Source organism: Marinobacter psychrophilus (genome assembly GCF_001043175.1).
In the GTDB taxonomy this organism is placed as follows: domain Bacteria; phylum Pseudomonadota; class Gammaproteobacteria; order Pseudomonadales; family Oleiphilaceae; genus Marinobacter; species Marinobacter psychrophilus.
Genome location: NZ_CP011494.1, coordinates 1,170,217 through 1,190,138, shown reverse-complemented (window position 1 = coordinate 1,190,138; position 19,922 = coordinate 1,170,217). Strand labels below are relative to the sequence as shown.

Below are 19,922 nucleotides of genomic sequence, written 5' to 3'. Positions count from 1 at the left end.
TACACTGCCCGCTTGCTGTGATGCTTTTACAACCGGCATTTTCAAGACCCGCTGGCAACTGCCTGCTCCTGCCGCAAACCCTTCAGACGTTCTACACCGAGTTGCACCAGCGCAAGCGCTTTCGCCGGGTGCAAGTCTTGGGGTATTTTCTGGCCGTCGGTGTACCAAGCCACCGGCAGACTGGTTTCCATAACAAATCCCAGCGCTTCGCCCAGAGTCAGAGCCTCGTCGATCTTGGTAATCACACAACCGGCAAGGTTTGCCATCTTATAGCAATGCCATACGGATTTCATAATCCGCGGCTGGCTGGTGGCAGACACCACCAAATGTGTACGGATTTTGTGATGACTGCGGACCAGCTCGGCCAATTGTTCCTGATAGCCCCGATCGGTGCTGGTCAGCCCGGCGGTATCAATCAATACCAGGCGACGATCAGACAACTCATCCAGAATTTCATCCAGCGGGTGGCTTTCATCAACCACCCGAACCGGCACGTTAAGAATACGGCCAAACACAAACAATTGCTCGTGCGCCGCAACCCGATAACGATCGGTGGTAATCAACGCCAGCGAGTCGGCTCCGTGGCGCAGCACGTAGCGTGCCGCCAGTTTGCCGATGGTGGTGGTTTTACCCGCTCCAGTAGGTCCAACCAGAGCAAATACGCCGCCTTCATCCAGCCATTCCTGGCGTGGGGTACGCACACCGTTAACCAGCATTTTGAGAGACTGCTTCCAGCCATCCTCCAGGCGCACGGCTTGGTGACGGCGAGCGAGATCGTCAGACAGCTCGCGGCTAAGGCCGAACTCACCCAAACGTTCTGCCAAGCGCTGCTGAAGCGCCGTAACATTGGCGCCAGCACTGGTGTCTTTTAACGAGGCAGGCGCGGTCTGACCGCTCACCAGCTCGCGCAGACTGCTCATTTCAGAACGCATGGCCGCAAGCTCCCCGGCATAACCCGCAGGCTGACCGCTTTGCGCTGCCGCATCTTGGTTACGCTCGTCAGCGCCGGACGGCAAAGTTATGCCGCCCTCTGCAAACGGATCTGCACTGGTCATGTCAGCAAAGCCATTGACAGTTTCAGCAATGGAACCGTAACCGGCCTGGCTGTCGGCGCGCTGATCGCGCACACCACGGATGCGCTCACGGGAGCGGCCAAGCTCGTCTTCCAGGTGGCGCTGCTGGTCTGCCTGCAGCTCTGCCAGGTGAGTGCCGCTGGTGGCTGCCACCGCTTTGTCACCCAGGCGTTGGCGCGCCATGTTTTCGTCGTAATCGAGGGCCGTCACAATTTCAACGCCGCCATCTACCCGGCGGTTGGAAAGTATCATCGCATCCGGCCCCATGTGTTCGCTGACCTGCTTCAGGGCTGCGGCCATTGTAGGTGCAAAAAAACGTTTTACTTTCATGCTTTCTCATCCTTTGCCGGGAACGCGGCTGACGTTATCCGAGTGTCGTCTGCGCCGTTACTGGCCTACCGACGCTACGATGGTAATCTGTTTGTTATCCGGCACTTCCTGATAAGACAGAACGTGCAGGCGTTCTATGCCGTAACTGGCGAACTTTGCAAGCACCGGCCGCAGCGGGCCAGACACCAGCAGAATCGCTGGTTTACCGAGCACTTCCTGGCGCTGCACGCTGTCTTGCAGTGAGCGCTGGAGTTTTTCCACCATGTTCGGCTCTAGCACTAGCCCGATATCGTCCTGCGCGCCGGATTGTTGACTCTGCTGTACAGACTTAAGCAATAACTGTTCCAGATCTGGATCCAGGGTAATCACCGGTATTTCGGATTCGTTACCAACGATGCTTTGCACAATCATCCGCCGCAGGGCTTGACGGGTTGCCGTGGTCAAGACTTTCGGGTCCTGACTGCGCGGGTGCATATTCACTATGGATTCGGCAATAGAGCGCATATCACGAATAGGCACTTCTTCTTTTAGCAAATTCTGCAGCACTCGCAGCAACACGCTGATGTTCACCGCTGAAGGCACCAGCTCTTCCGCCAGTTTCGGCGATACCTTTTCCAACTGGTCCAGCCACTTCTGCACTTCTTCATGGCCCAGCAACTCATAGGCGTGGGTCTGCAGAATCTGATTCAGGTGAGTAGCCACTACGGTGCTGGCGTCTACCACGGTGTAGCCCAGACTTTGGGCCTGGTCTTTTTTCTCTGGCTCTATCCAGATAGCATCAAGGCCAAAAGCCGGATCTTTGCCTTCTATACCCTCCACTTTGCCAAACACCTGGCCGGGGTCGATGGCCAGCTCACGCTCCGGGTGAATATCCGCTTCGGCAATGGTGACGCCCATCAGGGTGATGCGATAAACGTTGGGCATTAAATCCAGGTTGTCGCGGATATGCACCGAGGGCATCAAAAAGCCCAAATCCTGGGACAACTTTTTACGCACACCTTTAATACGGCTAAGCAACTGCCCGCCCTGGCTTTTATCCACCAACGGAATAAGACGGTAGCCGACTTCCAGGCCCACAATGTCCACGGTGGCAACGTCGTCCCAGCCCAGCTCGCGATTCTCTGCCGGTGCCGGTAAAGCCTGGCTACCACTGTCGCCACTGACCAGTTCACCACCGCTGGTACGGCCAGCCGTTCCTGCACCGCCACGTACCGGGAATTTGTCACCTTCTTCAACCATTTGTTGATTTTTCTTCCAGGTAAGCCAAGCCGCTGCCGCTGCCAGCGAACCCAAGCCTAGAAAGGCTACGTGGGGCATACCAGGAATCAGGCCTAGCAAAATCAGAATACCGGCAGCAATAGCAAGAGCTTTGGGCACATCGAACATTTGCTGCAGAATCTGGCTGCCCATATCTTGGCTGGAGGTGGTTCGAGTGACCATAATCGCCGCCGCCGTAGACAACAACAGCGACGGGATTTGGGCCACAAGGCCGTCACCAATGGTCAACAGCGCGTAGCGCTCCACCGCCAAGCTAAAATTCAGCCCGTGCTGGGCCATACCAATAGCAATCCCGCCAATGATGTTGATCGCCAGAATGAGCAGGCCCGCAACCGCGTCGCCTTTTACAAATTTCGAAGCACCGTCCATGGAACCGTAGAAATCGGCTTCTTCGGCAACTTCCCTACGGCGAAATTTGGCATCTTCCTGATTAATCAATCCAGCGTTCAAGTCGGCGTCGATGGCCATTTGCTTGCCGGGCATAGCGTCCAAGGTAAATCGGGCGCTCACCTCCGACACTCGACCAGCACCTTTAGTAACCACCAAAAAGTTGATGATCATAAGGATGGCAAATACCACCAGGCCAACAGCGTAGTTACCGCCAATCAACACCGCACCGAAAGACTCGATCACTTTACCCGCCGCATCCCCGCCATTATGGCCTTCCAGCAGCACAATACGGGTAGACGCGACGTTCAGCGCCAGGCGCAGCAACGTCGCCAGCAGCAAAACGGTGGGGAACGCAGCAAAATCCATCGGCCTCAGGGCGTACACGCACACCAACAGGATCACGATGGACAGGGTTATATTGAAGGTAAAAAACACGTCCAGCAAAAACGCCGGCACAGGCAAGATCATCATGCCCAGCAATCCCATCAGCATCAGTGGAACCCCGAGGTTCCCCTGCGCCAAGGATTTGACGTTCCTGAAGACTAAAGCTAAGTCCATGCCGGATTTCTCTCTAATGATTGCCTAATTGGGCCTGATTTAATCTGGATTGATCGGATCTGACCTGATTTCTGGCGCATTGACGCGTTTGATCAGGTACATCGCAAAAACCATACCAATCTTTAGGAAATCCCCTACAACTTTCTGTTGCCGGCAGCCTGACGCAAACCACCAGATACGGTATCATTTCGCTATTTTGTGTCACTGCCTCTATGCACAACCCAGCGCCCTCAATTATCACGACAAACAGGTAACAGCCATGCCCATCCACGAAGTAAAACACCCTTTGATACAGCACAAAATTGGCCTGATGCGCCGTGCCGATATCAGCACCAAGAATTTTCGTGAACTGGCGCAGGAACTGGGTACGCTGCTGACTTACGAGGCCACCAAAGACATGACCCTTAAAAAACAGGAGATTGACGGCTGGGCCGGGCCGGTCACTGTGGAACAGATTCAGGGTAAAAAAGTCACCATCGTACCGATTCTACGCGCTGGCATTGGCATGCTGGACGGCGTACTGGCGCTCTTGCCCGCAGCTCGGGTGAGCGTAGTAGGTCAGATCCGCAACGAAGAAACCCTGGAAGCCACCACCTACATGGAAAAGCTGGTGGGTGAACTGGACCAACGCATGGCGCTGATTATCGACCCCATGCTGGCCACCGGTGGCTCGATTATCTCGACCATTAATTTACTGAAAAAAGCCGGCAGCACCGACATTCGCGCGCTGATTCTGGTGGCCGCCCCTGAAGGCGTGAAACGAGTTCTGGCTGCGCATCCGGATGTGTCTATCTACACCGCCTCTATCGACGACGGCCTGAATGAAAAAGGCTATATCCTGCCTGGCTTGGGCGACGCCGGCGACAAGATTTTCGGCACCAAGCAGAAGGACGTTTGATTTATGTCCCAACACCCTAACGAGTCTGTCAACGATGCTAACCAAGAGCCTGTCGACGAATCTTTTCATGAGCCGGTGTGGAAGCAAGCGTTAGCCGGCTCCCAGATGTTGCTGGTGGCCTTTGGCGCACTGGTGCTGATGCCACTGATTACCGGCATGGACCCAAATGTCGCGCTCTTCACTGCGGGCCTTGGCACCATCATTTTTCACATTGTGACCGGTGGTCAGATTCCGATTTTTCTGGCGTCGTCATTCGCCTTTATTGCCCCGGTGATTGCCTCCAAAGGCAAATTCGGTATGGAAGAAACCATGGGCGGTTTGATGGCGGCGGGTATTTTGTACATCATTCTGAGCGCCCTGGTAAAAGTTCGCGGTACCGGTTTTATTACCCGCTTGCTGCCACCGGTGGTGATTGGCCCGGTCATTATGGTGATTGGCTTGGGGCTGGCACCTGTAGCGGTGCACATGGCGTCTGGCCGCACCGGTGACGGCAGCGTTCAGCTTATTACCGAAAACACCGCGCTGTGGATTGCGATGATTTCGTTGGTGTGTACCGTGGGGGCTTCAGTCTGGGCAAAAGGTATTTTTCGTCTGATTCCAATTTTGTTTGGCGTACTGGTGGGCTATGGTTTGTCGGCCATATTGGGCTTGGTAGACACGACGCCGGTGCAACAGGCACCTTGGCTGGCCATTCCCAACTTTACCGCGCCACAATTCAGCTGGGGAGCCATTCTGTTCATGATCCCGGTAGCCATTGCCCCAGCAATAGAGCACATCGGCGACGTACTGGCCATCGGCAACGTAACCCGTAAAAACTACCTGGACAAACCCGGCCTGCACCGCACCCTGCTGGGCGACGGCCTGGCCACCAGCGTCGCCTCGCTACTGGGCGGCCCGCCCAACACCACTTACTCGGAAGTGACCGGCGCAGTCATGCTGACCCGCAACTTCAATCCGAAAATCATGTGGTGGGCCGCAATTATCGCCATTGTACTGGCCTTTGTGGGTAAATTCGGCGCGGTTCTGCAGACCATTCCGGTACCGGTCATGGGCGGCATTCTATGCCTGCTGTTTGGCTCTATTGCGGTGGTGGGAATGAGCACGCTGATACGCCACCAAGTGGATCTGGGCTTGCCACGCAATCTGGTGATTGTCGGTATTACCTTGGTATTCGGGATTGGCGGCATGGTGCTGGGGCATCTGGCAGGCATTGCACTATGTGCGATCGTAGCCGTCGCCCTGAACCTGATTCTGCCGGGCTCACGCGAAGCCTGGGGCAAAACCATTTACGAAAAGAAAGACTGATCAGCACCCGGCCCCCGCCCCGGGGGTCGGCTACCTCAAGCGCCGCCGCATCCATTCACCGGCTCAACAACGCCCGCTAACACTATTCTGGAACGCACTCAGCCCGCTATTCCCTACTATAAATTCTGACAAAATGATTATTTATCTGATCTCAGTCAATTAGGATAACGCTAATTATATCGATTTGATTTCAGTCAATTGTCATTTTGGCATCTTATCTATGCTCAGTTTCAGATGACTCACTTAATGATTTTGTGCTGTCAACACGCAGAAAAACGCTACTGAATCATGGAGCTAGGTATGGAAAACAAGACTTTAGAAACACCAGCAGTCAATGAACAGCGTCGTAACTTTATCAGTGGCTCAATCAGTGCCGGCTTCTTGGGCGCAGGCATTGCAGCAGGGTTAGTGCCTGCATTGGCTCACGCTGAAAGCGGTAAACCAGTGGACCGTATGGCTAGCTATACCGCCGACCAACTAGAGCGAGTCAAACAAGTACTCGTCGTCCCGCCTATGGTACCTGCGCATGACCAGGTCGCCAAAGGCAAGCCTAAAGTCGTTGAAGTACGCCTCCATGTCGAAGAGAAGCAAATAGAGCTGGAAAATGGCACTAAGGCATGGGTATGCGCATTTAATGGCAGCGTGCCCGGGCCGTTAATTGTTTGCCACCAACACGACTATGTTGAATTAACCTTGGTTAATCCTAAAACCAACACGCTAGCCCATAACATAGATCTTCACGCGGCAACGGGTGCCTTGGGAGGCGGAGAGTTAACGCTTGTTTCTCCAGGTGAAGAAGTCACCTTCAGATTTAAAGCCATTAAAGTAGGCACTTTTGTATATCACTGCGCGCCAGGTGGCGTCATGATCCCTTGGCATGTAGTGATGGGCATGAATGGCGCCATCATGGTATTACCACGTGAAGGCTTGAGCGATGGCGATGGTAACAACCTAACCTACGACAAGGCCTATTACATTGGCGAACAAGATTTCTATATACCCCAGAATGAGCAAGGGCAATATAAGGCTTATGACACAGTTTTAGGCAGCATGAATGAAACATTGGAAGTGATGAAAACTCTCACCCCATCCCATGTTGTCTTTAACGGCGCAGTTGGGGCTTTAACAGGTCAGAATTCCATGACAGCCAAGCTTGGTGAAACTGTACTGTTTGTTCACTCTCAAGCGAACCGTGATACTCGCCCACATATTATTGGTGGTCACGGGGATTATGTTTGGAACACAGGTTCATTCAGTGACAGGCCATCTCAAAACTTGGAGACCTGGCACATTGCCGGTGGCAGTGCTGGCGCAGCTTTATATACCTTCAAGCAACCAGGGCTGTATGTCTATGTGAATCATAATTTAATTGAAGCCATTATGAAAGGTGCTGCAGGCCACATCAAGGTTGACGGCGAGTGGAATGATGATTTGATGACTCAGGTCAGCAAGCCTTCCCCCATCAAATCCTAAACAAGAGTCCTAAGCTATTCGGTCAGATAATAACTTAAAGATATCGTACTAAAATGTGGCTCAGAATAACTATTTCTGGGCCACTAGCGCGAGGTAACGAAGGAAAGTGCCATGCTAAAAGTAATGTCTATATTTTTTCTGATTATAGCCTGCCAAACTGCCACAGCCCAACAAGTCGATAAAAACACAAAGGATTATTCAATCTACGCCAGTGTCTATCAATGGTATGGCGAATTAGACAGCAATGAAAATTGGCGTAAAGACCATCCTCAAGTCGTACTCGACTTAAAAGAGTACCCCCAGAATAACTGGGAAAAAGGAGCGCATCGGATTTTAGATATAGCCCCATTAGCTGATATCACAGCCTCAGATACGCCACCTGCAAGCCATCGAGTGCGCGTGACCTTAGAGTTTTACCCCGCTACAGCGGGAGCCGATCACGTAATAGGTCAGTATGTGCAGCAATTAGTCACCTTTGACCGTAACTTACAACAGGTGCTCAAGGTAGAAACCGAACTTAACGAAAAAGATGATTTCGAATCTCGCTACATTGCTAGCGCCAGCACAAATTTAATACGCGCATTTCTTTATAGTTGGACCCAAGGGCTCGACGAGCCCAGCTCAGCATCGTTATCGCATTGGCTTGCGAGTGACGCGCAGGTGACATTGGCGGAAGATCAGATAATCGGCCTAAGTAACTATAAAGCCCAAATCAAGGCGCTAGGGTTAACTCAAATTCGGCGAGTTATAAAAAATCTTAGAATAAGCCCACTAGACAAACAGCGATACCAAGTGGATTTTGAGTATCAATGGAGCGCGCTCAACGCCCAAGGTGAAAATGAGGTAGCCAATATTGGCGTTTCTATAGGCTTGAGCGTCATAGACGGCAAGGTATTAATCCAAGTTTACACTGAGCAATATCTTGCGCCAAAAACCGATCTCGGTGCAGAAGTTCGCTGCTAAGTTACCAGGCACTCCCCCGAGAGACATTGTAAGGATTTAACTATTATGAAAAACAGAACACTGATATCAGCGAGTTTACTCTGCCTGACGATGATCCTTTTAAGTAATACCGCAATGGCAAAAATGCCTATTCTTAAAGGTATGGGGGGTGATTTTACGTTGCAGAGTAGTAAAGGTTATGAAGTCAGCCTGTCAGACTACCAAGACAAGGTCGTCATGCTCTTTTTTGGCTATACCAATTGCCCTGACATTTGTCCCACAACCATTGCTCATATTAGCCAGATGATTAAGACACTCACCCCAGAGCAACGAAAAAGAGTACAAGTTTTATTCATCAGCATAGATACTGACTATGATACCCCGGAACATCTGAATAAGTATTTAGAGTACTTTGACCCTAGCTTCATTGGACTGGTGGACGAAAGAGAAAAAATTGACCACGTGGCAAAGCTCTATCATGCGGAATATAGCAAACTTGCCAATGAGAAAGTAACCACGGAATTTAAAAAACTTTCTGTGGATGATGAACAACAAGAAGAAAAAGGATGTCTCTATTCCCATAGTGCCAAAATATTTATTATCGATACGCAGAGTCGAGTACGGGGATTTTTCTACGTTGGCACCCCGGTTAATGATATGAAAGAACAAGTGACAAGCTTGTTTTAATACTCATCTCATTGTCATTGGTTCAAAAGCGCAAGTAAACCCCGCCCTGTCCGGCCCATTCACCTTCCTGAGCGACTTAGCGGCGTGCCATGGATTCCAGCATTCGGTTCACCGCATCCAAGTGCTCTGGCTCGTTATGGCACATGCCTTGAAAGCAGGCGCAAAGATCCAGAAAGTCCTTCAGTTCCATCCGCTGCGCCATCTTCATCAAGCGCTTGGTCATCCGAGTCGCTTTAGGCGGCTGACTGGCCATCCGTCCGGCTAACGTCATAACCGTAGGCATCAGCTCATCTGCCGGCACCACGTCCAAAACAATGCCCAATTCTTTTGCTTCGTGCGCATCAACAATCCTGCCAGACAAGGTTAGCTCGAAAGCCCGTTGGTAGCCGATCAGGCGTTGCATCAACCAGGCGCCACCGTCCCCCGGAATGATTCCAAGATTAAGGAAAGTTTCGCCGAACTTGGCTTTCTCTGACGCTATACGGACATCGGCCATATTGGCCAGATCGAAGCCCGCACCGATGGCAGGCCCATTCACAGCGGCAATAATCGGCACCTCGACAGCCTGCATGACCAACGGAATACGCTGAATGCCCTTGCGATAGCGTTCGGCGCATTCCGCTGCATCACCAGCAAAATCGCCGCCGCGCTCGGCCATGTCGCGAACGTTTCCACCCGCACTGAAGGCTGAACCGGCACCGGTAATAACCAGTACCGAGACATCATCACAGCCATTGACCCATTCGGCGGTGGTAACAATATCGTCGATTAAATGGGACCCAGTAAGGGCGTTGCGTAAGTCGTGGCGGTTTAGAGTTAGCGTCGCAACGCGGTTCTCAAGAGTAATCAGTGCATCGACTAACTGTGGCAAGTTGCTCATATTTGACAGACTCGTGTTTGATTGACTCATAGCGGTGTCTCCTGGCAAACGATCACCCGGGCATCAACCACCGCGTAACCGTCGTGATAGGCAATCACGGGATTAAGATCCAGTTCAAGGATCTCGGCGTGAGCATCAACAATACTGGACACTTTCAACAGCAGCTCGACCAACGCGTCTTTACTCACCGCTGGTTCGCCACGGACTCCATCCAATATCTTACGGGCTTTGATCTGGTTGACCATAGCGTGGGCGTCATCGCGGCTCAGTGGAATGGCGCGAAAAGCTACGTCCTCCAAGACTTCCACAAAAATACCGCCCAAGCCGAACATCAACACCGGTCCGAACACCGGGTCACGACTGACCCCGATTATAACCTCGGTGCCCTTTCGAGCCATGGGCGCTAACAAAATGCCCTCTATTTCGGCATCGGCTTTGTACAGCTTACACGCGGCGAGAATTTCAGCATGGCCACGGCGCAAATCCGCTTCGCCACTGAGATTGAGTTTGACTCCGCCGGCGTCCGATTTGTGTAAAATATCCTTGGAAACAACTTTCATAGCCAACGACGTGTGACCAAACTCAGCAACCGCCTCTAAAAACTCGGCCTCATTTCGGACCATCAGCTCTTTCGGCACGTCCACACCGTAAGTGCGCAACAATGACTTAGCCTCGAACTCAAACAAATCCCGACCGCTTCTTTGAGCCTGTTCAAAGGTTGCAACAACGCCAGCATCGGGGCTCAGTGGCTGCGCCAGCTCCGCCCGCTGGTTACTGGCGATATAGGCACCTCGTTCGTTCAGCGCTTTCAAGACCTGAACCGCGTGCTCAATCGAATTGTAAACAGGCACTCCTGATTCGCGCAGTCTAACCAATGGTTCCGGCCGAACATGACTGTAAAGGCTGTAAACCACTAACGGTTTATCGGTCTGGCCAGACAGTTTCGCAATCGCATCTGCCGTCCGCAGTTCTTCCGCCTTGAGTTCCTCTGCAAAGCGAATGCCGTAGCCACCAAACATGCCCACCAGGAGCACCATGTCAACGTTCGCATCCTCAACCAGGACAGTCATGCAGTCTACAAGCAGGCCCGGGTTCGCGTCGGTACTGCCAGCCACATCAACAGGGTTTACCAACGACGCCTGTGGAAAGAGGATGCCCCGCAGCGCTGATTGGGTCGCATCAGACAGCTCGGCCAGTTCCAACCCTGCTTCACACAAGCGATCAGAAGCGATTGTTGCCTGACCACCACCGTCAGCCAAAATCGCAACCCGGTTTCCATTCGCCTGCTGCAAAAGACTCAAGCCTTCGGCAACCGGCAGAATCTCGTCAGACTGGCTGACCACGGTTACGCCCACCTGACGAAGCAGGTCTACGGTCATCACATAGCTGCCGGCTAAAGCTCCAGTGTGCGATTTGGCGGCTTTCTGGCCTGCCTCGGTTGAGCCCGACTTATAAACCACCACAGGCTTGGTTTTCGCGATTTCTTTGGCAACATTCAAAAACACGCGGCCGTCTTTGAAACCCTCTACATAAAGTGTTGCTACACGCGTGTTATCGTCTTCTCCCAAATATTGAAGGTAGTCTGCAAAGCCTAAATCAATTTGATTTCCTGGCCCCACATAGGTGCTAAAACCCACATGTCCGTTACTTTCCGCTTCAAGCGCCAGAGCCAACAGCATATTCCCTGACTGAGATATAATGCCGATATCGCCAGGCTTCACGTTGTCGAGAGCCAGCAAATTCACTTTTTTATGAAGATTGAAAACCCCGGATGTGTTGGGGCCAACAATACGCACGTTGGCTTTTTGAGCGGCCTCTAATACTTCCTGCCCCAGCTTTGCACCGGCTTCGTCCACTTCGCCAAAACCGCTTGCCAGGATAATCGCCCCTTTCGTTCCATTGCGGCCACATTGGCCCAGCAGGTCGGGAATGGTCTTCGCTGGCGTACATATCAGCACCAAAGCCGCCGGTCCCGGCAGTGATTCCATCGACGGGTAGGCTTTGTAACCCAGAATCGTATCGACTTTAGGATTGATCGGATAAATCGCCCCTTCATAGCCGTCGTTAATAAGTCCGACCATCGCCTTGTAACCGCGCTTGGTGGGGTCGGATGAGGCTCCCAGAATCGCGATTGAATCGGGTGCCAGAAATTCGTGCAATGAACTTTTCATAATTAACAGCCCTTGAAGACGGGTGGGCGTTTTTGAGCAAAGGCATCAACACCTTCCTGCCAGTCCTGGGTTGTGGTGCACATAAACACGCCGTCCAACTCATGCTGAAGCTGCGCATCCAGATCCGCGTGAGAGGCGTTGTTCAATAGCTTCTTGACCAATGACATGGAGATTGGCGCTTTGGTGGCCAGCTGTTTGATAAACGCCTCTGCCTCATCAAGCAGTGCGTCGTCAGCTACCGAACGAGTCGCCAAGCCAATACGCTCAGCCTCGGGGCCGTCAATTTTAACGCCGGTGAAGATCAGCTCACGAGCTTTCGCCAGCCCTACCAAACGCGGCAGAAAACTGGTCACACCGCCGCCGACACAGGTACCAATGCTGACTTCGGGAAAGCCGATTTTTGCCGTCTCGCCCATAAATATGAAGTCACAGGAGCAGGCCATTTCGGCCCCCGCACCTAATGCATAACCGTTAATGGCCGCAACCACCGGCTTACTCAGTCGAAACATCGCCTCGCAAACGTCATTACCCAATTGCAGATACTGCCGACGCTGATACTGGCTGCGATCGCCCGAACCGTGCTCTTTCATATCGGCGCCCACACAAAAGGCGCGCCCTTCACCGGTTAATAAAACGGCTCTGACCTCAGGGTCGGCTTCTGCCTGGCTCAACGCCGCCAATAAATCTTTGTAAAATGGCTCAATAACGGCGTTTAAACGATGGGGACGATTGAAGCGAATCTCGGCATAGCCGTCTTTGAAGGTGTAAATCAGGGTTTCAAATAACACAATAAATTTCCTTTATCTCATCAAGTGTCACGTCGCAAGTCCGACGGTATGGGGAAATTTGGCATGGTGGGCTTGTCGACGTGGCCTTTGCGGAACTGACGCAGCTGGAATACGTAGGCCAGCACTTGGGCGATGGCCATGTAAAGGCCGTCTGGTATTTCCTGACCAATATCACTGTTGTGATACACCGCCCGCGCCAGCGGTGGTGTGCGCAGAATTTCTACCTTGTTTTCGCGGGCAATTTCCATAATCTTGAAGGCCAGTTCGTCACCACCCTTTGCCACCACCATAGGCGCGGCCATGCGGCTCGGGTCGTACTTCAGTGCCACCGCGTAATGGGTCGGGTTGGTGATAACCACGTCAGCGGTTGGAACGTCCTGCATCATCCGTCTCTGCGACATCTCCCGCTGCAACTGGCGAATACGGCCTTTTACCTCGGGTTTACCTTCGCTGTCTTTGTGTTCGTCTTTTACTTCCTGCATGGTCATTTTGAGCTTTTTCTGGTGGTCGTAAATCTGGAAAGGCACATCGATCACAGCAATAATGATGGTGGCACAGGACAACAGAAAAAAGCTCCAACCCAAGGTCCAGAGTACATGCTCCATAGCCGGAACCGTCGGTTCGGCGGAGATGCTCAGCAAGTCCACCGTTCGCACTTGCAAAATGAGAATAGCAATGGTGAGTACCAGACCCACTTTGGCGATGGCTTTAAACAGCTCAATCAGCGAGCGTGAAGAAAACATGCGACCAATGCCCTTTATAGGGTTCATACGACTAAGCTTGGGTGCAATGGATTTGCCGCTGAACAGCAAGCCACCAATACCGATGGAGCCGGCTATAGCGGCCACCAGCAGCATGGCCAGAATGGGCGACAACGCCCAGGCTGCGGCTTTGGCGGAGGCAATCAGCTGCACGCTCATATGGCGCATATCAAAAATGGCGCTGCGCTCGAGGGTGAAGGCATCGCGCATGATGGCTTCCAGGGCCGCGCCAAGATGGGTACCAAAAATCAGTAGACCGCCAGCACCTGCCATCAACACAGCGGTCGTCGCCAGCTCTTTAGAACGCGCAGTCTCGCCATCCTCCTTGGCCTTTTCCAGCCTTCGGGGGGTGGCCTCTTCGGTTTTCTCCTGACTGCCATCGTCGTCGGCCATTATCGCTATACCCTGATGCTGTTATGACTACCGTTGCAACTCGCGCATGAAATCGAACGTCTGCCGGGCGTAAACCTCGAAATGCGGCAAAAAATTGGCGTGCAACACCCAGATAGCAAACAATCCAAAAATCAGGCCAATGGGGAAGCCAAGGGCGAAAATATTCATCTGCGGCGCGGCGCGGGTCATCACCCCAAAAGAAATACTGACAATCAACACCGCCGTTACCGCAGGCAGCGCCATCAGCATAGCTGATACAAACATCCAGCTAATACGGTGCGCCAACTGCCACACACCGGCCTGCCCTAAACCTTCAAGGCCGATAGGCAAGGTGCGAAAACTCTCGATAAACACTTCAAACGCCACCAGGTGGCCATTCATCGCCAAAAACAACAGAGTAATGGTGATGGTGTAGATTTGCGCCAGCACCGCAACGTTCACGCCGTTCGCGGGATCCACCATAGACGCAAAGCCCAAGCCCATTTGCATGGCAATCATCTGGCCAGCAATCACAAACAGCTGCCACAGCGCCGTTAGCGCGAAACCTAACCCTACGCCAATCAATATCTGCTGCAGGGTAATCACCACCGCATCGGCGCTTAAGGCGTCTATCTGGGGCACCGGAGGAATCATCGGCACCACGATAATGGTCATCAACAGAGCCAGGCCCAGGCGCACCCGGGCAGGCACCAATTGGGTACCAAAAATGGGAATCACCATCAAAAAGCTGGCAATGCGGAACAGCGGCCATAAATGTTGACCAACCCACTGGCCTATCAGATCGGCACCGAGTTCGGTAGGCAGCATGGGTCAGCCGATCAAAAAGGGAATGCTGGAGAAGAGCGCGTTAGCGTGGTCCAGCAGTTTTGTCAGCATCCACGGCCCCCACACAATGATCACGATCAGTGTGATCAGCAGGCGCGGCAGAAAGCTCAGGGTTTGTTCGTTGATTTGAGTGGCCGCTTGAAAGGTACTAACCACCAAGCCAATAATCAGGCCCGGGGTAATAATCACCGACGCCAGCAGCACAATCATCCACAGCGCTTCGCGCAAAATATCGATGACGGTTTCAGGGGTCATAGGTAGCCTCCATTAAGCGCTTCATAGCATTCGGCGCCGCGCACACTAAAGGCCATAGCTGGCCGCCAGGGTGCCCATTATCAACGCCCAACCGTCCACCAGCACAAACAGCATGATTTTAAACGGTAGCGAAATAATAATCGGCGACAGCATCATCATACCCATGGCCATCAGCACGCTGGCCACCACCATGTCGATAATCAGAAAAGGTATGAACAGTATAAAACCAATCTGGAACGCAGTTTTCAGCTCGCTGGTAACAAACGCCGGTAGCAGCACCCAGAACGTGACGTCTTCAGGGCTGACAAACTGCTCGTCAGCCATGCGCATGAACAGTCCGAGATCGCTTTCGCGGGTTTGGGCCAGCATGAACTTTTTGAACGGCTCCGACGCGGCTTCGACGGCTTCCAGCGAGGTCATTTCTTCCTGCAGATAGGGTTGCAACCCTACTCGGTTGGCTTCTTCCAACACCGGTTTCATAATGAATATGGTCAGAAACAACGCCAGCCCCAACAGAATTTGGTTAGACGGCGCTGATTGCAGGCCCAGGGCCTGGCGCAGTATCGAAAATACGATAATGATGCGGGTGAACGACGTCATCATCATCAGCATCGCCGGCAAAAACGTCAGCGCAGTCATCAGCGCCAGAATCTGCAGGGTCACCGAATATTCCTGCTGGCCCTCGCCGGCGCCGGGCTCTACGGTGAACGCGGGTATGCCGGGCAAGTCCGCCTGGGCCAGCGGCGCCCAAACCATGGCAGCGATGACAATCAGTAACGGAAATAGCGCCTCTAGCAGGCGCGCAGGTTCAAATCTTGCGGTCATTGGTCGATCTACCAGAACTGTCGGCCGCGACATTCGGAGCCTGGGTTTTATTCATCAGGGACTGGAGTTTGCGGGCAAATTCACCGCTGGGCGCGCTGCCGCCTACACTCACGACTGGCTTATCGAACACGTGCAGAGTGCTTATGGTGCTGGGCGTAATACCCAGCAGCAACTGCTGGCCCGCCACATCCACCACCGCAATGCGCTCGCGAGCGCCTAGGGCCATCACCGACACCACTTTAATGGCGCTGTTGTTCATGCCGGTCATGCCGGTCATGCGGCGGATCAGCCAGGCACAGCCATAGATAATCGCAATCACCGCCAGCAAGCCCAAACCCAGGCTCACCAGAGTAGACAGGGTATCCGGAGTGCGCGTCGCCCCAATCAGTTGCGCTTGCGATTGCGGCGCAACGGGCTCTGCCATGGCCGGAAACGCCGCCATCATCCAGAATACAGGAACTGCCGGCCAGACCTTTGCAGTCATACTATTTCTGCAAGCGCTTAATGCGCTCGCCCGGGCTCATGACGTCCGTCAGGCGAATGCCAAATTTATCGTTAACCATCACCACCTCACCGTGGGCAATCAAGGTGCCATTCACCAGCACGTCCAGCGGTTCACCGGCCAGACGGTCAAGCTCGATCACCGACCCCTGATTCAGCTGTAACAAATTGCGGATAGGAATCATGGTATTGCCGACTTCCATCGAGATGGTCACCGGTATGTCCATGATCACGTCGAGATCCGGCGAGTCTTTTGAGGTACTCACGCTGTCTGAGCCAAACTCTTCCATCGGCGCTGCGCGCACATTGTTTTTTTTGTCACTTTCTTTACCACGATTCTCAGCGCCAGCCGCCTCGGCCATCGCCTCGTCCCAGTTGTCTTCGGTGCTGTCAGCTTCCGCGCCAGACTCACCCATCGCGGCCTCCCATTCCGCCGCCAGCTTTTCATCTTCACTCATATTCTGGTCGTCTGTTTTATTGTCGTCAGCCATTAGGTACGTCCTATCTTCAGTTGTTTCTTAGCCTTGGGCAACGTCGCCCGCCCGTGAATTCTCAATGCCAATTTGTCATCGCGGGTGCCCAACGTTGCGGTATATATCGGAATACCGTTAGCGGTGACGGTTAAATGCTCCGCCATTTCAATGGGAATGATGTCACCGGCTTTGAACTTGGCCACTTCACGCAGTGAAATGTGGCGCCGGCAGATTGTAGAGTTCACCGCAACACTGACTGCCTTAATGTCTTCCTGAAGCGCGCTTACCCAACGTTCGTCGGTATCGTCGATGTCGCTTTGCACGCCAGCGTCTAACACATCCCGAATCGGCTCAATCATCGAGTATGGCAGCGCAAAGTGCAGTTCGCCGCCACCGCCATCCAGTTCTATATGAAAAGTGCTCACCACGACCACTTCGCTAGGGCTGACAATATTGGCCATGGACGGGTTCACTTCCGAGCTCAGATACTCGAAATTCACTTTTAACACCGTCTGCCAGGCTTCCTGCATGTCGTGAAATACCTGATTCAACATCATCTGCACAATGCGGTTTTCGGTAGGCGTAAACTCACGGCCTTCAATTTTGGCGTGGCGGCCCTGGCCACCGAAGAAGTTGTCCACCAGTTTGAAGACCAACTTTGCATCCAGCACAAACAGCGATGTGCCGCGCAGCGGACGGATTTTGCACAAGTTTAAACTGGTTGGTACATAAAGGGTGTGCACGTACTCGCCGAACTTCATGATCTGAACGCCGCTGGTTGACACATCGGCGGTGCGCCGCAGCATGTTGAACAGACTGATGCGGGTATACCGGGCAAAACGCTCGTTAATCATTTCCAGTGTTGGCATGCGCCCGCGGACGATGCGGTCCTGGCTGGCCAAATCGTAGTTTTTTACGCCGTCGTCGTCGGTGTCGTCGTCGGTGTCGATGTCACCGTCGTCCACTCCGTGAAGGAGCGCATCGATTTCGTCCTGAGACAGCAAGTCCTGCATAGTCGATTCCGCTGTGTAGATTCCAGCCGCATGACGGCTATATCAAACGTTCACCTTACTGAACAACAAAATTACTGAACAACAAAGTTGCTGAACAATACCTGGCGAATAGCGGCTGCGTTCTCGTTGGCCAATAGCTCATTGACCTTGTCAGTCATCGCTTGCGCCAGTTCCTCGCGGCCTCCCGGGGCGCGCAAGCTGTCAAAGCTGCGACTGCCCAGTAGCTGAATCAATTGGCTGCGCAGCAATGGCAAATGCACTTCGGCGGCATCCAGCACCGCCTGGCTCTCTGCTTCCAGTGACATATGTATCTGGGCGTAGCGCTGACGGCCTTCAGCTTGCACGGTGGTCAGCAAGGGTTCTTCCAAGTCCAGATAAACGCTGGGTAGAAATTCCGGTTCTTTGGCCTGTTCATCAGCGGTTTCGGCGCCACCCATGCCGAGCAAGCTGCCATTCATAAACCAAAGCGCACCGGCCACCGCCAAACCAACGGCCAGTAAAATCAGAAAACCCAGCAATACAAAGAGCTTGAGTTTGCTTTTTTTCGCTACGGGTTCATCAGCGCTCGTGTTCTCTGCCATAAGTCATCGATCCTGTAAAACTCAAATAAGCCGTTGCGCGCAGTTTACCGTTCAGCCCAGCCTTGGGCAAAACAGTTTGCCTAGGCAAACAGGTCAACCTCACCACGCCAGCTCAAATCCAGCTGCCCGCCTGCCAAAATGACGTCCTGCCCACCCATGGCAGACGCCCGGCCATCACCTCCATGGCGGTCTTGGCCATCGTTACTGCCGGTCTCCGCATTACCTTGATCACCGGATTGCTGGCGGGGCTGGTCAGACACATCAAAACGCTCCAGCGAAACGCCCTGCTCACTCAGCATCTCACGTAAACGGTGGGAATTCTGTTCTAACTGATCACGCACCATTGGGTTGGCCGCGTGCACCGTTATGCTGGCCTGATCGTTGTGCATACGCACCTTTACTTCCATCGGGCCCAGGTCTGCCGGGGACAGATGAATTTCAGCCACCGACATGTTGCGCGCGGTAAGCCAGCTCAGCTTACCCATCACTTTGTCGCCCCAATCGGCCTGGCCCACCGGCACGTCTACAGAGGTTGTGTAACCGCGCAGAGCCAATGCCGGATCGGTCTGCACCCGGGCGGTGCTGTTGGGTTGCTGCAACAGACTGTCGGCGCTGCTTTGGAGACGGCTGTCGGCCACTAAATTGGCGCCGTCTGCCGGGCGCAGGCTTTCCGCTTTACGTAAGGTGTCGGTGAGTGCCAGGCCCGCGGCTTGGCTGGTGCTCAAGCCTGTTGCGACGCCCTCTGTGCCGGCTTTTGTAACGCCAGGCGCCGCCAGCGGATTCAGTGACTGTCCTGGAATACCTGCAGCCGGCATGGCGCCGGCGCTGGCCGAGGCAACGCCAGCGGCACTATTAACAACCACCGCGCCGCCAGCGGCACCGGGGGCCGGCGCCGCTGGCGCCAGCATGGCCTGCAATTCCATAAAGGTGAGTGCCACCGGTTCTGTATCGGGCAGGTCTGCGGTGTCGGTATTTTCGGCCACGTTTTTCTGCGGGTCTGTTATGGCCTCAGGCACATTGTTCTCGCTTCGGGCTTCATCGACCTTACCAACGTCGTCCGCTTCGGCCTGACTATTACGGTCCGCATCGGCCGGTTTTTTGGCGCTATCCGCTGCCTGGGGCTTAGCCGCGTTTTTGTCCGCTGCATTGGCCTTCTGAGCGTCGGCTTTTGAGTCTTTGGCAGCCGCTTGCTGAGCGGCAGAGCGGTTTTTAACCTGATCCTGACGTGCCAGGCTTTGCGTGTGTTCACGGGAAACGTCTTGGTAACGGCTGTTGCCGCCGTTGCCACTGTCGGCGTAACCGCCGTCACGACTTTTTGCCGGGCGACTGGCTGCCTGTTCGCTGATTGCGCTGGCAGAGCCTTGGGGGAGAAGCATTTGGGACATGGCAACCTCTTGCCGCGTGTGGCCGCGTAGTAGCTTGAAAGTAGTTTGAAAGTAGTTTGAAAGTAACCTGAAAACCGGAAAACGGCGTTCAATGGCCGTTATTCCGCGTAAGTAACAACACTAAAATAGATGTAGCA

19 protein-coding genes are annotated in these 19,922 nt (G+C 53.5%); 5 read left to right on the top strand and 14 right to left on the bottom strand.

All coding sequences use genetic code 11. The features are described from left to right. Window positions 1–41 precede the first annotated feature (41 nt). Together flhF and flhA are read right to left on the bottom strand one after the other, a co-directional pair. A complete protein-coding gene (flhF, locus tag ABA45_RS05265) occupies window positions 42–1,403 on the bottom strand; it encodes a flagellar biosynthesis protein FlhF (RefSeq protein ID WP_048384604.1) in 1,362 nt (453 codons plus the stop codon). 57 nt (window positions 1,404–1,460) lie between these two features. Next, window positions 1,461–3,629, bottom strand: coding sequence for a flagellar biosynthesis protein FlhA (flhA, locus tag ABA45_RS05260; protein WP_048384603.1), 2,169 nt, complete (start codon window positions 3,627–3,629; stop codon window positions 1,461–1,463). A 259-nt stretch (window positions 3,630–3,888) separates the two neighbouring features. Here flhA and upp point away from each other — a divergent pair, with 259 nt between their 5' ends. The 5 genes from upp to ABA45_RS05235 all read left to right on the top strand — a co-directional run bounded on the left by upp (window position 3,889) and on the right by ABA45_RS05235 (window position 8,934). Continuing rightward, a complete protein-coding gene (upp, locus tag ABA45_RS05255; protein ID WP_048384602.1) occupies window positions 3,889–4,527 on the top strand; it encodes a uracil phosphoribosyltransferase in 639 nt (212 codons plus the stop codon). 3 nt (window positions 4,528–4,530) lie between these two features. Beyond that, complete coding sequence (locus ABA45_RS05250; RefSeq protein ID WP_048384601.1) at window positions 4,531–5,832, top strand: uracil-xanthine permease family protein; 1,302 nt, start codon at window positions 4,531–4,533, stop codon at window positions 5,830–5,832. Window positions 5,833–6,132: 300 nt separating this feature from the next. Beyond that, window positions 6,133–7,305, top strand: coding sequence for a copper-containing nitrite reductase (gene nirK, locus ABA45_RS05245; protein WP_048384600.1), 1,173 nt, complete (start codon window positions 6,133–6,135; stop codon window positions 7,303–7,305). 111 nt (window positions 7,306–7,416) lie between these two features. Continuing rightward, entirely contained in the window at window positions 7,417–8,268 is an 852-nt protein-coding gene (locus ABA45_RS05240; RefSeq protein ID WP_048384599.1) for a hypothetical protein, read from the top strand. A gap of 45 nt (window positions 8,269–8,313) precedes the next feature. Next, window positions 8,314–8,934 carry an SCO family protein gene (locus tag ABA45_RS05235; protein ID WP_048384598.1) on the top strand — a complete coding sequence of 207 codons (621 nt, stop codon included), beginning with the start codon at window positions 8,314–8,316 and terminating at the stop codon, window positions 8,932–8,934. Window positions 8,935–9,010: 76 nt separating this feature from the next. On the opposite strand, the gene ABA45_RS05230 is transcribed toward ABA45_RS05235, so the two are convergent. From ABA45_RS05230 to ABA45_RS05175, 12 genes are all read right to left on the bottom strand, one after another. Continuing rightward, window positions 9,011–9,844 carry an enoyl-CoA hydratase-related protein gene (locus ABA45_RS05230; protein WP_227506133.1) on the bottom strand — a complete coding sequence of 278 codons (834 nt, stop codon included), beginning with the start codon at window positions 9,842–9,844 and terminating at the stop codon, window positions 9,011–9,013. Next, complete coding sequence (locus tag ABA45_RS05225; protein WP_048384597.1) at window positions 9,841–11,985, bottom strand: acetate--CoA ligase family protein; 2,145 nt, start codon at window positions 11,983–11,985, stop codon at window positions 9,841–9,843. The genes ABA45_RS05230 and ABA45_RS05225 overlap by 4 nt, the downstream gene beginning before the upstream one ends. Before the next feature lie 2 nt (window positions 11,986–11,987). After that, entirely contained in the window at window positions 11,988–12,773 is a 786-nt protein-coding gene (locus tag ABA45_RS05220; RefSeq protein WP_048384596.1) for an enoyl-CoA hydratase/isomerase family protein, read from the bottom strand. A 20-nt stretch (window positions 12,774–12,793) separates the two neighbouring features. After that, on the bottom strand, window positions 12,794–13,927 hold the full coding sequence (gene flhB, locus ABA45_RS05215; RefSeq protein WP_048384595.1) for a flagellar biosynthesis protein FlhB: 1,134 nt from the start codon (window positions 13,925–13,927) through the stop codon (window positions 12,794–12,796). Between the two features lie 27 nt (window positions 13,928–13,954). Then, a complete protein-coding gene (fliR, locus tag ABA45_RS05210) occupies window positions 13,955–14,734 on the bottom strand; it encodes a flagellar biosynthetic protein FliR (RefSeq protein ID WP_014870303.1) in 780 nt (259 codons plus the stop codon). Between the two features lie 3 nt (window positions 14,735–14,737). Further along, entirely contained in the window at window positions 14,738–15,007 is a 270-nt protein-coding gene (gene fliQ / locus ABA45_RS05205; protein ID WP_007348710.1) for a flagellar biosynthesis protein FliQ, read from the bottom strand. A gap of 45 nt (window positions 15,008–15,052) precedes the next feature. Beyond that, window positions 15,053–15,832, bottom strand: coding sequence for a flagellar type III secretion system pore protein FliP (gene fliP, locus ABA45_RS05200; RefSeq protein WP_048384594.1), 780 nt, complete (start codon window positions 15,830–15,832; stop codon window positions 15,053–15,055). After that, window positions 15,816–16,316 (bottom strand): flagellar biosynthetic protein FliO, encoded by a 501-nt coding sequence (gene fliO / locus ABA45_RS05195; RefSeq protein ID WP_157035524.1) that lies wholly within the window; start codon window positions 16,314–16,316, stop codon window positions 15,816–15,818. The genes fliP and fliO overlap by 17 nt, the downstream gene beginning before the upstream one ends. Before the next feature lies 1 nt (window position 16,317). Then, window positions 16,318–16,824 (bottom strand): flagellar motor switch protein FliN, encoded by a 507-nt coding sequence (gene fliN / locus ABA45_RS05190; RefSeq protein ID WP_048384593.1) that lies wholly within the window; start codon window positions 16,822–16,824, stop codon window positions 16,318–16,320. After that, window positions 16,824–17,819: a flagellar motor switch protein FliM gene (fliM, locus tag ABA45_RS05185; protein ID WP_048384592.1), complete on the bottom strand. Its 996-nt coding sequence runs from the start codon at window positions 17,817–17,819 to the stop codon at window positions 16,824–16,826. The genes fliN and fliM overlap by 1 nt, the downstream gene beginning before the upstream one ends. A 71-nt stretch (window positions 17,820–17,890) precedes the next feature. After that, window positions 17,891–18,400: a flagellar basal body-associated FliL family protein gene (locus ABA45_RS05180; protein WP_048384591.1), complete on the bottom strand. Its 510-nt coding sequence runs from the start codon at window positions 18,398–18,400 to the stop codon at window positions 17,891–17,893. Window positions 18,401–18,480: 80 nt separating this feature from the next. Continuing rightward, window positions 18,481–19,785, bottom strand: coding sequence for a flagellar hook-length control protein FliK (locus ABA45_RS05175; protein WP_048384590.1), 1,305 nt, complete (start codon window positions 19,783–19,785; stop codon window positions 18,481–18,483). Window positions 19,786–19,922 lie beyond the last annotated feature (137 nt).

Excerpts from the sequence above, each read along its gene's own strand:
- flhF (WP_048384604.1), bottom strand. The coding sequence starts at position 1,403 with ATGAAAGTAAAACGTTTTTTTGCACCTACAATGGCCGCAGCCCTGAAG.
- flhA (WP_048384603.1), bottom strand. The coding sequence starts at position 3,629 with ATGGACTTAGCTTTAGTCTTCAGGAACGTCAAATCCTTGGCGCAGGGG.
- upp (WP_048384602.1), top strand. The coding sequence starts at position 3,889 with ATGCCCATCCACGAAGTAAAACACCCTTTGATACAGCACAAAATTGGC.
- ABA45_RS05250 (WP_048384601.1), top strand. The coding sequence starts at position 4,531 with ATGTCCCAACACCCTAACGAGTCTGTCAACGATGCTAACCAAGAGCCT.
- nirK (WP_048384600.1), top strand. The coding sequence starts at position 6,133 with ATGGAAAACAAGACTTTAGAAACACCAGCAGTCAATGAACAGCGTCGT.
- ABA45_RS05240 (WP_048384599.1), top strand. The coding sequence starts at position 7,417 with ATGCTAAAAGTAATGTCTATATTTTTTCTGATTATAGCCTGCCAAACT.
- ABA45_RS05235 (WP_048384598.1), top strand. The coding sequence starts at position 8,314 with ATGAAAAACAGAACACTGATATCAGCGAGTTTACTCTGCCTGACGATG.
- ABA45_RS05230 (WP_227506133.1), bottom strand. The coding sequence starts at position 9,844 with ATGAGTCAATCAAACACGAGTCTGTCAAATATGAGCAACTTGCCACAG.
- ABA45_RS05225 (WP_048384597.1), bottom strand. The coding sequence starts at position 11,985 with ATGAAAAGTTCATTGCACGAATTTCTGGCACCCGATTCAATCGCGATT.
- flhB (WP_048384595.1), bottom strand. The coding sequence starts at position 13,927 with ATGGCCGACGACGATGGCAGTCAGGAGAAAACCGAAGAGGCCACCCCC.
- fliR (WP_014870303.1), bottom strand. The coding sequence starts at position 14,734 with ATGCTGCCTACCGAACTCGGTGCCGATCTGATAGGCCAGTGGGTTGGT.
- fliQ (WP_007348710.1), bottom strand. The coding sequence starts at position 15,007 with ATGACCCCTGAAACCGTCATCGATATTTTGCGCGAAGCGCTGTGGATG.
- fliP (WP_048384594.1), bottom strand. The coding sequence starts at position 15,832 with ATGACCGCAAGATTTGAACCTGCGCGCCTGCTAGAGGCGCTATTTCCG.
- fliO (WP_157035524.1), bottom strand. The coding sequence starts at position 16,316 with ATGACTGCAAAGGTCTGGCCGGCAGTTCCTGTATTCTGGATGATGGCG.
- fliN (WP_048384593.1), bottom strand. The coding sequence starts at position 16,824 with ATGGCTGACGACAATAAAACAGACGACCAGAATATGAGTGAAGATGAA.
- fliM (WP_048384592.1), bottom strand. The coding sequence starts at position 17,819 with ATGCAGGACTTGCTGTCTCAGGACGAAATCGATGCGCTCCTTCACGGA.
- ABA45_RS05180 (WP_048384591.1), bottom strand. The coding sequence starts at position 18,400 with ATGGCAGAGAACACGAGCGCTGATGAACCCGTAGCGAAAAAAAGCAAA.
- ABA45_RS05175 (WP_048384590.1), bottom strand. The coding sequence starts at position 19,785 with ATGTCCCAAATGCTTCTCCCCCAAGGCTCTGCCAGCGCAATCAGCGAA.